The sequence below is a fragment of the Flindersiella endophytica genome (assembly GCF_054779015.1).
The window spans coordinates 18,113-30,930 of sequence record NZ_BAAGYY010000024.1 but is presented as its reverse complement, the minus strand read 5'-3'; the positions used below and the strand labels follow the sequence as shown (position 1 = coordinate 30,930).

Below are 12,818 nucleotides of genomic sequence, written 5' to 3'. Positions count from 1 at the left end.
CGGGTCAGGTCGCGGGGATGATCGGGAGCGTGACGTGCGAGGGGTGGGTCGCGTTGTGGTGGATGGTGTTGTGTGCGATGCGCAGGCACCGGTGCGTCCACAGCGGGTCGCCGGTGTTGGGGTTGACGTCGAAGCGCGGGAAGTTGGAGCTGGACACGTCGAGCCGGATCCGGTGGCCGGCTGCGAACAGGTTGCTGGTGGGGTAGAGCGTGATCCGCACCGGCACGATCGTGCCGGGCTCGTAGGGCTGTGCGGTGTCGGAGTCGCGATAGCGCAACCGGACGATCGAGTCGGTGAGGTTGAGGGCGTAGCTGTGGGGATACCACGGGCTCGGCGGATAGACGTCGATCAGCTTCGCGGTGAAGTCGGTGTCGGGCGCGTCCGACGACACCCACAGCTCTACAGTGATCGGACCGGTCACCTCCACGGGCTCTTCCAGTGCAGGCGTTTCGAACACGACCACGTCGGCGCGGGTGCGCAGCGGGAGGTACGGCTCCCGCGCTCCGAAGACCTCGGGCCGCTCGGACTGGTTCCACCCGCCGGCCTCGACGATCGGCGCCAGCCGCTCGCCGAACGGCTCGTACTCGACGCCGGCCACGCCCGAGTCCATCGGCAACAGCTCGGTGAGCGACGACAGGTTGCCGCCGATCGTCGGCACCGGCCGCGCCGGGTCGAAGTCGTAACTGGTACGTGAGCCGGTCTCGGCCGGTGGGTCGGCGCTCAGCGTGCCGCCGCCGTGGAGGTACATCGGCGTGAACCGCGTGCGGGCCGGCGGCCACTCGTGCTCGTCGCGCCACCGGCCGCCGTGGTCGAGCCTCCCGGCCGCGGTCTTGCGGCCGCTGCCGCCGCCCATCACGAACAGCCGGATCGGCGCGGCGGATCGTAGCCCGCGCTCCTCGTGCCGGACGAACTCGTCGTACCAGTCGAGGTGGAGTCGCGCGAACGACGGCAACGCCGCGTCCGGACCGAACTCCACGTCGCCCGCGAAGGTCGTCTCCGGCTGCGCGGTGCCGTGCGTCCACGGCCCCATCAGCACGCGGGTCAGGCCGTACGCGGCGAGTCCTTCGTAGAGCTGGAAGGTCGCCCGGGCGTAGGAGTCGTACCACCCGCCGACGAGGAGGGTCGCGGCTCCGGCGAACCGGTCGGCGTAGTCGATCGGGTTCACGCTCGGATGCGCCCAGCGTTCGTCGAAGTCCGAACGCGTGGCGAGGTCGAGCAGCCAGCGCTCGTACGGCTCGATCAGCTGGAGCTGGCTGTCGCCGCGGCGCAGCGGGAGCGCGCCCAGCCAGTCGGTGACCGACGGGCTCGCGCTGTTGAGCGCCGCGTCGACCCACGGCGGCTTGCGGCTCGGCCCGGCATGCAGCGCCGAGTGCCAGAACGCCCATGCCATGAACCGCAGCTCGAGGGCGCCGTGATGGCGTACGGAGGTCTGGTGCGCCCGCGCGCCACTCATCGTCACGACCATCGCCGTCATGCCCTCGGCGCCACCCGCGGCCGCCGCGGTCTGGGTCCAGCCACACCACGACGTGCCGTGCGTCGCGACCCGGCCGTCGCACCACTCCTGCGACCGGATCCACGCGATCGTGTCGACACCGTCGTCGGACTCCGGCCATAGGAAGTCGACCTCACCCTCCGAGCGGTGGCAGCCGCGGCAGTCCTGGACCACGGCGGCGTAACCATGCGAGGCGAAGTAGGACGACCACCGGTTGCTCTCCTCGGTGAGGTGCTTGCCGTACGGCGTGCGCAACAGCACGACGGGCAGGGGTTCGGCAAGGTTCGAAGGTTGGTAGATGTCGGTGGCCAGGGACACGCCGTCTCGCATCGGCACCATTACGTCCGCTGTCACTGTTACGTCATGAGGTCCGCGCTCCATACCAGAACGCTACCGGGAACATTGTTCCCTGGAAGGACCGAAGACGGCAGCAAACCGCCGGGCGTATCCCCAAGCCAGCCTGCACATGTTCGACCGCGGTGGCCAGTTCCCTATGTGGAGGAACCCGACGCCTTCGCCAAACGTGCTTGACGTGGCGGCTCTGGTCGGGAGTGTCATGGCGCTCGGCTGAACTCAGCCTTCTGAAATGACTTCGTAGATCCCGGGGTGTGCCGTGATCCCGTTCATTTCGGGCCGGGTTACCAGCTCCCGGAAGTGCTCATCGTGAGCAGCCTCGATGTGCTCGGCTGATTCCCACAAGGTGACGTTGACGAAGCGGAACCGCGCATCGGCTGAGGCGGCTCGGTGCATCCTGTAGCTCAGAAAGCCTGGCTTCGCACTGAAATGTGGGGCGAAGACCTCGTGCCAGATGGTGGAGAACTCGTCCTCACGGTCTGCGGGTACGTCGAAGACGTTGATCCAGGTCACGGGCTGCATCGTCGGCCTTTCCTGTTGGGTCGTGCCTTCGGTTGACGGAGGTGCGGGGACACGGCACCAGCCCTTGACGGGGAGGCGATCTCCGCCCCAATGGCGCGGGCTCGCCGGCGTACATATCTGAGCTCATGCCGTGGGTGGGATCGTCGCCGGCGTGGGCCGCAGCGTGCGCGGGTGTTCGGCCAGGGCCCAGATGCTGGCCAGGAGAGCGAGAGCACCCAGTGCACCACGGATGTAGAGGCCCCAGAAGGTGAACTGCTCGAACGCGTTCTGCAGGGCGGTCGGGTCGTTCGCGTCGAGCTGGTTGAGACTCAGCATGAACGGTGCAGCCTTGATGGTGGTCACGACAACGCCGAGCGCGCCCAGGGCCGCGAGGTAGACCGGCAGGCCGGCAGCGCGAGGAGCGTCAGGGTCGAGGCGGTAGCTGATGGCTGCGGCGATCGCCAGGAGGACGAGGCCGATGCCGTAGATCGGGTAGACGATCAGCCCGTTGCCGAGGTCGGCGTGGCGACTGTAGGTGGCCCAGGCGGCAGCCCCGATCTGGTTCCAGGCCGGCGTGGCAACCACAGCGCGGTCGAGGGTGGCGGCGCCGAACGAGCCCACCACAACCGTCCCGATGAGGAGTGCGCGGGTGATCGTCCCATGAGATCTCGCTGAGAGCGGCGGCATGTCGGCCTCCTTGTCGCGCGGATCCTGGCACCCGCCCCAGCCACCGCGATCACAGTGAGCCCGGGTCGGGAGTGTAGTTGGTGATCAGCCGTTGCACGATCCATCCCAGCTGGGCAGCAACCTCGTCCGGGGATGCGGAGGCAAGCGGCTCCAGCCGGAGCACGTAGCGAGTGACGGCGATGCCGAGCAGCTGACTGCCGACCAGGCCGATCCGCTGGCTGGGCGCGGGGTCACCCAGCATCTGTGAAAGTGCGCCGCCCACGGTTTGCTGGAGGTATTCGCGCAACGCGGCAGCCCCCGCCGGATCACTGGTGGCCAGCCGGAGCAATCCGGCAAACGAAGCACCCTGCAACGGGGCGAGGTCCCACAGGTCGACAAACGCGCGTACGACCCGCTCGCCCACACCCGCGGCATCGCCGGGTAGGGCGACGGCGAGCACGTCGGTCAGGTCACGCGGCAGACCCACAGCGGCCAGGAACAACGCCTGCTTGGTGCCGAAATGCCGATGCACCATCGCTGCGTCGACGCCGGCCGCGGCCGCCACCTGCCGCATCGTCGTGCCGTCGTAGCCGGCGCCTGCGAAGCACTGCCGCGCCGCAGCCAGAACCTCCGCCCGGGTGTCGTGCTTGCCCGGCCGTCGCCCCGTTCGGGCCGCTGGCTGACCTGCCATGGAATCACCGTAGGCCGGTCCCGCCAAGAAAGTCAACAACGATGACTTTTTCCCGGATCGCTCGATGGCCCGCTAATGGCTGGGACTCGCCTGCGCCAGCAGGTCACCCTGGGCGGGACGGCAGGCCGGCGACGTCAGCGGGTCGGAGCTTCCGGTCGCGACCGCCAGTTTGTGCAGCTGATCCGTTGCCTGGTTGAGCTCCTGGCACAGCTCGTACTGCGAGCTCCCCGACAGCGTCCAGCCGGTCGGCGCGAGCACGCCGGGATGTGGAGCGTTGGCGATGCGCAGGTACGACTCCGCGCCGAAGGTCTCGTACGACCACTGCCGCGCCGCCGGCTCGAGCGCACCGGCGACGGCCAGTCTGGTGCGGGGTGGAACCAGCAGTTCGTACGGCCGGTCCGGGTTGACGCCCTGCGCGACGGCCGGGTAGCCGTTGTCGATCTGGACGAAGAGCGGCTTGATCGGACGACCGGCGCCCTTGCTCGCCTCGGCGTTGTGCGCGTCGATGTACGGCCGTACGCGCTGGTACATGTCGGTCGCCGTCATCGAGCCGCTGTTGTCCAGGTAGCCGCCGTCGACGATGTACGTCCGAGACTCCTGCCCGCACTGGGTGAGCTGGCCCGACGGTGTGACGTAGGGGAACCGCGCGGACAGCAGCGCGGCGGTGGAGCTCGCGATGTCCTGCTTGGGACACAGGAAGAGCGGCGCGAGATCGTACAGGCCGGTCGCGTCGTAGTGCGGGCCGTCGGTCTGGGTGCCGGCGGGCCGGCTGCTGGACTGGCTGTCGGGCAGCCGGCGGCATCCGAGGCTTCCTGGGCCTCTGCTGTCCAGGGCGGTGAGCTCGACGGGCGACACCAGGGCGCGGCAGCCGCTCTCGACGGCGGCGGCGTTGAGCAGCCCGATCGGCCGCCAGCTGCCGTCGCGAGGGTGGTCGTAGCTCCCGAGATAGCCGTTCGCCAACGCGGGCTGGCTGCTCTCCCAGGACTCCTCCAGCACAGCCGCCCGATCGGCGAACGGATAGCCGAACAGGTAGCGCGGCAGGTCGACGTACAGCAGGCGTGCGACCAGCGGGCTGAGGAAGTCCGCGGTGAGGGCCTTGTCGTACCACAGGCGCCGGCTGCCTTCGGCCGCGGTGCGCTGGTACGCGGGCTCGGCGGAGTTCGGCGCGTTCAGCCAGAACATGATGCCGACGCTGCCGCCGGACGCACCGCTCAGCGCGAACACCTGCTCGCGGCGTTGCACGGTGCACGTGCCGGTCGTCATCGTGGCGCCGAGCGGGAACACCGTGTCGAGTACGCCGGCGGTCCAGTACGCGGCGCGGATCCCGCCGCCCTCGGCCGCGACGAACACCATGGGGACGGCCTCCCGGCTGCTGGAGTCGTCCGCGCAGTTTTGTTTCGCCCAGGCGTCGAAGGCCTGCTGTAGCTGCATCGGTTCGCGCTCCGTGGCGGCCTGCTGGGTGCGGATGGTGTACGGCCCGGCCGTGTCGAACAACCGGCCGAGCACCAGCCAGACCAGAACCAGCAGCAGCATCGGGTTGCGGGTCGCGCCGATTCGCTGCAAGCCCGGCAACGGCGATGTCAACTCGACCTGGCGCTGTACCTCGTTGCCGACGACCAGGACCACTGACAGGAAGATCGCGACCAGGCTGATCGGCCCGAGGATCACCGGCACCGCCTGCCTGGTCGGCGGCAGGACGACCAGCACGTAAACGGCAGCGAGGAAAGCGGCGAGCACCCAGTAGACCCGATGCGACCTCTCCGGCCTGCCACCACGCCGCCCCAGGAACAGGACGAGGCCGACACCCACGCCCAGCATCGCCAGGCCGACGATCCAGGTGGTCAGCAGGCGCCCGCCGGGCCGGTCGGAGGTGTCGAGTGCCAGCCACGGCGGCAACGCGGCGCGGACCATCGCCACGCCGAACGCGAAGATCGGAGCCGCCGCCAGCCAGCGTGCGGCGCGGAGCGCCACGTTCCGCAGAGCCTCCGGATTCGTCGGCCCGGCACTGGGCATCCACGGCCGCAGCGGCGGAAGTGCGTTGCCCAGTTTCGCTACGACACAGATGGCGAGCAGGACTGCTGCGAGTCCCCAGAGGTTCCGCAACCACCAGCCCGCGACGGCGAAGACCCCGGCCAGGGCCAGAAAGACCCACAACGGCGGAGGCCGCCACCGGCTCTTGCCGGCGGCCTTGAACTCCAACCGGAACGCGCTCAGCCAGGTCAGCAGCGCCAGGCAACCCATCGCGACCAGGGTGGCGGCGATCTGGGCCGCGCCGAGCCACCAGCGGTTGTCGAGGTCGACCAGCCGTAGCAGTGCGTCCGCGACCTGGTTCTGCCCGATGCCGGCCATGATCAGAACGAACACGGCCACGACCACGAGTTGAATCCGCAGCGCGCTCACGAGCTGCCTGAGACTGACTCCTGCCGGCAACCGCCTGCGCACTTCGTCCAGGAGCAGGCGAAGGACGACAAGTCCCGCAACGCCGAGACCGATCAGCTGCAGGACCGGCGCGATCGCCAGCACCCGTCCAACGGCATCGACCTGACTCGCGTTCGCACCCGGCCAGGCCAGCATCCAGTAGCCGGCATCCTTCGCACCGGCGGCGAGCAGGCCGAGAACGAGGCTCGTTCCGAGAACCACGCCGACCCATCCGTCGGCCTGCTTGTCGCACATGCGACGGAAGCAGTACCAACTCAGGACGAGATAGAGAAGCACGAACCCGAGGTCGATTCCGGTGTACGCGCGGACGATCCACTTCGTCGCCGAGCTACCGGAGACCGGCAGCTGGTCGCCGGTTCCGAACGCACGCACGCAGGTGAGCGCCTTGCTCCCCGACGGCGCCGCTGTGTTTGGTTCCTGGTTTGGATCCTGGCCGTAGGCCGGCAGCAGCGTCTGGGTGGGCTCGGCCTGGATCGGCCCGCTGTCGTAGGTGTTCCAGAGACACCACGCCTCACGGGCCTGGCCGACCGCCTTGCCGACGTCGAACGTGCTGCGCGTGGAGTCGATCGAGCGGGCCGGCAGATCCGACACCTGGATGCGGCCGAGGCTGTTACTCAGGTCGCCGAGCACCAGAAAGGCCAGAACGAGCAGGAGGGCGGGCACCAGCAGGCGCCCGAGCCAGACCCTTTTGGCAGCCACCAGATCCCCCTGGAGGTACTTCGGAGCAAACCAACAGCATCCCGCGCCGGCTCCGATGTGAGAACGCCTTCCGGGGCAGCCTCACGTGACCATCCGGATGCCCGAACAGGCAAGCCATCGGCCCAGGCACATGGCCCGGGCCGAAACGTCAGCCCTGCATGCCCTGCTCGATCGCCTTGATGATCCGGGGACGCATCTCGGCGGCGCTGATGATGGCGTCGACCGACCCGACCTCCACCGCGCGCTCGATGCTGTGCACCTGGTCGAACTCGGCGGCGACCTCGCCGACCTTCTCCGCGCGGACGGCCGACTGTACCTCCGCCAGCTGGATGTTCAGGGCCGCTCGTTCGGCACCGCTGGCCGCCGTCACCCGGGCTTGCAGCTCGGCCACCCGCGGATCGGTCGTCGTGCGGTTGTTGACCTCGCTGGAGAACACCACGGCGGCGGCCGGCGCGCCACCGAGTACCGAGGCGTACGACCCCTCCAGTGCGAGCACCGTCAAGTTGGGGTTGAGCGCCTTGGAGAACACCACGAACGCGCCGCCGTGATAGCGCGAGATCACGCAGAACACGATCGGCCCCTCGAAGTTGACGATCGCCCGCCCGATCTCCGCGCCGTACTCCAGCTGCAGGTTGCGCAGCGACTCCGGCGACCCGTCGAAGCCGGACAGGTTGGCCAGGATCACCAGTGGCCGGTTGCCCGACGCCGCGTTGATGGCCCGCGCGGTCTTCTTCGACGAACGGGGAAAGAGCGTCCCGGCGGTGAACGTGTCGGGCCCGTCGGTGGGCGGGTAACCCTTCCGCGGCACCGACCGCGACTCGATCCCCACCAGGCAGACCGGCCAGCCGCCGATTCGCGCGTCCTGTACGACCGAGGTGTCGGCGTTCGCCATGCCCGCCCAGCGTTCGAGCACCGGGAAGTCCTGGTCGGACAGGGCGCGCATCACCGTACGAATGTCGAACGGCTTCTTCCGGTCGGGGTTGTGCGCGGAGGTGAAGATCTGGCCGACAGTGGTGAACTCGGTGCCGGCGACCACGTGCGGGAAGTCGGAGACGTCACGGTCGGCCGGGTCGGTCGTCGGCGCGACCCGTGGCGCGCGTTCGCCCGGTGCGACGTAGGTGTTGTCGTAGTGCGCCATGAGCACGTTGATGGCGGCCGGCAGGTCGGGCGCCCAGTACTGCGCCTCGCCGTTGGGTCCCATCACGCGTTCGTAGCCGCCGATGCCGAAGTTGTCCTCGGCCGACACGCCACCGGAGAAGTCCAGCGCCTGCTTGCCGGTGAGCACCATCGCGGAGTCCGGCGTCATCACCAGGATGCCCTTGGTGTGCATGAGCATCGTGGCCTCGGCGTTCCAGTAGGGCTGGGCGCCGACGTTGATGCCGGCGACCACGACGTTGATCTCGCCGCCGTCCTGGGTGAACTGGACGATCCGCTTGAGCGCGGCCGCCACCCAGTCCATGTTCTCGGTGCCGGACGTCATCGAGATCTTCGCGCCCGCCGACAGCGCGAACCACTCCACCGGCACCCGCAGGCGATCGGCGAGGTCGAGGGCGGCGATCACCCGTGAGCACTCCGGCTCCGCCAGCGAGCCGAGCGCCTTCGTCGGGTCGCCGAGCAGCACGACGCGCTGGATGCCCTCGGGATACAGGGCCGTCGGTGTCGTGACCACGCCGGCCACGATCGCCGCGGTGTTCTTGCCCTTCGGCCGATCCACCGGCGCGAACGTGCCCTGCGCGTCGAGGTCGTACTCGACGAAGCTGCCGTTCGACCCGGCGAGCCGGCTCGTCAGCTCGTACGGATAGACGGTGCCGCGCCGGGCCGCGCGCAGCACCTTCTGGCGATAGTCGTCGATCGGGCGGACAGGCTCGGTCGACGGCGCGCCGACGTGCAACCGGGCGCCGTGGCCGGGGTCGAACGTGATTCGTGCGGAGACCTCGGTCAGCTCACCGGCGGCCGTCCGCTGGCGGGCGACGAAGTGGACCTCCTCCAGCCCGGCGTTCGCCGTCGTCGGCAGGATGCGTTGCGCCATGGCGTTCAGCTCGTCGACGGTCAGTTCGGTCGTCGGCCACGCGGGCCAGACGTACATCATGATGCGGTTGGTGTCGTACCGCTTGTTCTGCGGCCGCTGCACCTGGATGTCGCGGATCGCGTCGAGGCCCGCGGTGATCGCGTCCTCCACCGCCGGCAACGCGATCAGCCGGCCGTCGGACTCGCGCAGCGGGGTGAGGTCGCGGACCTGGCCCATCGCGATGATCCGCTCGTCGGCCGGGTTGCTGCGTGCCACCGCCTTGAAGAGGTAGACCTCCTCGTCGACCGACGGCAGCCGGGTGAGGTCGAACTCGCGCAGCCGTTGCAGCTGCAGCCGTTCGGCGATCTGAGGGTGCAGGCCGCGGATCAGCCGGTCCTCGGTGAAGCCGCCACCGTCGCCGCCGTCGCGCCGGTACGTGAAGTGGTGGTGCATCACCGCGCCGCTCGAGCCCACGATCGACGTCGTGACCCGGCTGACGCTCGGCGGGAGCGGGTGCTCGGCGATCAGCTGCCCGAGCTGCCCGGCCATCGCGTCGGTGTCGGGCTGGCCCTCCCACCGGACGTAGAGGTCGGCGACCAGCCCACGGCCGCCGAGGCCGGTCGTGAACGAGCCGATGGCGTCGAGCGCGGCCGGCAGTGCCGCGAAGTCGACCGCCGTGGCGACCACACGCGCCGGCCCGCCGCGCCCGGCGTGACCGTTCTGGCCGGTCTGCGGGCTTCGGCCGTTCGATCCGTTCTGGCCGGCCTGGACGGTCTGGTCCGCCGAGATGAAGCGGCAGCCGTCGACGTCGGTCGCGGTGATGTCGACCAGCCCGCGGTTGCCGTAGTAGCGGCGGGTCAGCACCTCGAGCAGTGGCGCGTGGTCACGGCGGGGCCGCCCGATCCGCTGGCCGATCAGCCGGACCAGCGGCTCCGCGCTGGCCACCATCGCCTGGATGCGCTCGGCACGGTCGTGCGCGTCCGGGTTGCGGTCGAGGTAGCTGAGCTCGGCGCGCACCGCGGCGTGCACCCGGGCCCGGTTGCGACGCAGCAAAGGCTGGGCGAACCACCGGAACACCACACCGCGGGCCAGGTCGGAGACCGCGGGGAAGCGGACCTGCGACGCCTCGATCAGGTGCTCCAGCATCAGCCCGGCCTGCTCGCGCAGAGGCTCGGCCGGTGGATCGCCGGCCAGCCACGCCCGCAGCAGGTCCGACGCGATCGCGAGACCGGTCGTCGTCTGCTGTTGCGAAAGGAAGATCCGGAAGACCGCGGACTCCAGCTCCGGCGTCCGGTCGAGATCGGTGACGTCGTAGTGCCCGAGGACCTGCTTCAGCTTCGCCTCGAAACCCTTGGTGACGCTGGCGCGCTCGACGTCGAGGCTGCGGAGGTAGGAGTGGAAGTACTCCCGCGGGCTGTGCACCATGCTGCCTGGCTCGACCTCAAGCTCACCGCCGGGCCGGTTGCGGCTCAGCTCCAGCAGGTCGGCGAACACCGTGAGCAGGTCCAGTTCGCCCGGAACGATGTGGCCACCGAGTTCGGCGCGGGCCGCGAGGTAGTCGTCCAGCAGGCGCCTGCGGCCGTACGGGTCGGCGTCGAAGCCCAGCAGCAGGCCGCGCAGGTCCTGCAGGCCGCGCTCCACCCGCGCCTGTGCCGGCAGGTCGGCCGGCACAGCCGGCAGGCTGATCTCGACGGCTCCGCCCTCGTCGTCGGACACGTCGGTGACCTCGTCGGTGAGCGGCTCCAGCCGCATCAACGGCGCGCCGGCCTCGACCTGGCTGCCTACCGACACCGCGCACTCGCGTACCCGGGCCCGGAACGGTGCACGCAGCACCGTCTCCATCTTCATGCTCTCGAGGACGAGGATCGAGGCGCCGGCCTCCACCTCGTCGCCGACCGACAACGGTGTCGCGACCACCAGCGCCGGCGCGGGGGAGCGGACCACGCCGCCCTCGTCGCGGCTGATCCGGTGGGCGACGCCGTCGACCTCGACCAGGTGGATCGGCCCGTGCGTCGACGACACCTGCCGGAAGCGGTGCCCGTTGACCACGATCTGGCCACTGTGCTCGTCGAACCGCTCGATCTCGACGTCGGCCGTGTGCATGTCGCCGCCGGCCGAGAGGCCGACGCGGAACCGCTTCGGCCCGACCCGGGCCACGGTCAGGCGGTAGCCGACGCCGCGGAGCTTGAGGTCCAGCGGTCGGCTCGTGTCGTGGCGTACCTGCGGCCGGCCGCCGTAAGCGGTGGACAGCAGCCGCTGCCGGCTGACCTCCTCCTGGTCCTCATACGCCTCGATCGCCGCCGTGAGCAGCGCGATCTCGGAGTGCCGGTGGCTGACCAGCCGGCCCTCCGCTCGTACCCGGTCGATCCACGCGGTGTCGGCGGTCGCGTCGATGACCTCGGGCTGGTCGAGCAGGTCGAGGACGAAGCTCTTGTTGGTGGCGCCGCCCTCGATGATCACCGTGGTCTCGGCCATCGCCCGGCGCAGGCGTCCCAAGGCATGGGCACGGTCGCGACCGGACGCGATGATCTTGGCGATCATCGAGTCGAAGTCGGCCGGGATGGTGTCGCCCTCGCTGACGCCGGTGTCGACGCGGATGCCGGGCCCGGTGGGCAGGATCAGGCGCGCGATCCGGCCCGGCGCCGGCGCGAAGTCGCGGTCGGGGTCCTCGGCGTTGAGCCGTGCCTCGATGGCGTGGCCTGTCTCCTGTGGCTGGTCGCCCTCGAGCTTGCCGCCGCCAGCGACGTGCAGCTGCAGGCGTACGAGGTCGGTGCCGGTGGTGATCTCGGTGATGGGGTGCTCGACCTGGAGTCGGGTGTTGACCTCGAGGAACGCGAACAGCTTCTCGCCGGGGTGGTAGAGGAACTCGACGGTGCAGGCGCCGCGGTAGCCGACCGCTACGGCGAGCCGCTCGGCCGAGGCCTTCAGCTCGGCGGCCTGTGCCGCGGCCAGGACGGGGGAGGCGGACTCCTCGATGATCTTCTGGTTGCGGCGCTGCACGGAGCAGTCGCGGACGCCCAGCGCCCATGCGGTGCCCTGCCCGTCGGCGATGACCTGCACCTCGACGTGCCGCGCGCCGGTGACCAGGCGTTCGAGGAAGACAACGCCGGAGCCGAACGCGCGCAGCGCCTCCTGGCTGGTGCGTTCGTAGGCGTCGGTAAGGTCGGCTCGCGAGGCCACCATCCGGATGCCGCGCCCGCCGCCGCCCGCTGTCGCCTTGAGCATCAACGGGTAGCCGATCTGGTCGCCGGCACGCAGGGCGTCGTCGAGCGTGGCGACCTCGCCGCGGCTCCACGGTGCGACCGGGACGCCGACCTCCTCGGCGATCAGCTTCGCGCCGATCTTGTCGCCGAGCTTGCGCATCGCGTCGGCGCTCGGGCCGACGAACGTCACACCGATCCGCTCGCACAGCTCGGCGAACGCCGGATCCTCGGCGACGAACCCCCAGCCGACCCAGGCGGCGTCGGCGCCGGTCTCCTCGAGCGCCCGCTCCAGGACGGCGTGGTCGAGGTAGGGCCGCGCCGAGGCGGGTCCCAGGGGATAGGCGATGTCGGCCTCGCGTACGAACGTCGCGTTGCGGTCGGCGTCGGTGTAGAGCGCGACTGTCTCGACCCGCTCACCGGTCTCCGCCGAAAGATCCCGAACGGCATGGATGAGCCGCATCGCGGCCTCTCCACGGTTGACGATCGCCACACGTCGAAACACCGACCGAGCCTCCTAGCTAACGCCCTCGAAGAGCCACCCTGGGGTCGCCAGGGCATCGACTGCCTTTCCACCCTGCTTGATCGACGGCGAGCGGGGCAATGCGCCCATCGTGCATACCGGAGCTGTCACGTTGTTGAGATCCCACAAACCCGCAACCGATGACGCGGGGTGGGCACCGGAACAATATCCCTGAAAGTGTCGATTGGCAGGCGATGTTCGACGATTCGGCACGGGCCGGATACAGAGTGCGAGCAGTATCGGCC

The 12,818-nt window shown here is 69.8% G+C and carries 6 protein-coding genes; all 6 read right to left on the bottom strand.

Annotated features, from left to right (window positions below; all coding sequences use genetic code 11):
- Window positions 1-4: 4 nt before the first annotated feature.
- The 6 genes from ACYVF6_RS27980 to ACYVF6_RS27955 all read right to left on the bottom strand — a co-directional run bounded on the left by ACYVF6_RS27980 (window position 5) and on the right by ACYVF6_RS27955 (window position 12,555).
- Window positions 5-1,822, bottom strand: coding sequence for a CocE/NonD family hydrolase (locus ACYVF6_RS27980; RefSeq protein WP_460525577.1), 1,818 nt, complete (start codon window positions 1,820-1,822; stop codon window positions 5-7).
- A 243-nt stretch (window positions 1,823-2,065) separates the two neighbouring features.
- Window positions 2,066-2,359, bottom strand: coding sequence for an antibiotic biosynthesis monooxygenase family protein (locus ACYVF6_RS27975; RefSeq protein WP_460525576.1), 294 nt, complete (start codon window positions 2,357-2,359; stop codon window positions 2,066-2,068).
- Between the two features lie 132 nt (window positions 2,360-2,491).
- Window positions 2,492-3,034, bottom strand: a complete 543-nt coding sequence (locus ACYVF6_RS27970) for a hypothetical protein (protein ID WP_460525574.1) — start codon at window positions 3,032-3,034, stop codon at window positions 2,492-2,494.
- A 49-nt stretch (window positions 3,035-3,083) separates the two neighbouring features.
- The gene (locus tag ACYVF6_RS27965) at window positions 3,084-3,704 is read right to left on the bottom strand and encodes a TetR/AcrR family transcriptional regulator (RefSeq protein WP_460525573.1); all 621 of its coding nucleotides are present in this window, start codon (window positions 3,702-3,704) and stop codon (window positions 3,084-3,086) included.
- A gap of 72 nt (window positions 3,705-3,776) precedes the next feature.
- Window positions 3,777-6,842 carry a hypothetical protein gene (locus ACYVF6_RS27960; RefSeq protein ID WP_460525572.1) on the bottom strand — a complete coding sequence of 1,022 codons (3,066 nt, stop codon included), beginning with the start codon at window positions 6,840-6,842 and terminating at the stop codon, window positions 3,777-3,779.
- Between the two features lie 148 nt (window positions 6,843-6,990).
- Entirely contained in the window at window positions 6,991-12,555 is a 5,565-nt protein-coding gene (locus ACYVF6_RS27955) for an ATP-binding protein (RefSeq protein ID WP_460525571.1), read from the bottom strand.
- Window positions 12,556-12,818 lie beyond the last annotated feature (263 nt).

Bases quoted from the DNA above. Each gene is read 5' to 3' on its own strand.
- ACYVF6_RS27980 (WP_460525577.1), bottom strand. From the start codon at position 1,822: ATGCGAGACGGCGTGTCCCTGGCCACCGACATCTACCAACCTTCGAAC.
- ACYVF6_RS27970 (WP_460525574.1), bottom strand. From the start codon at position 3,034: ATGCCGCCGCTCTCAGCGAGATCTCATGGGACGATCACCCGCGCACTC.
- ACYVF6_RS27965 (WP_460525573.1), bottom strand. From the start codon at position 3,704: ATGGCAGGTCAGCCAGCGGCCCGAACGGGGCGACGGCCGGGCAAGCAC.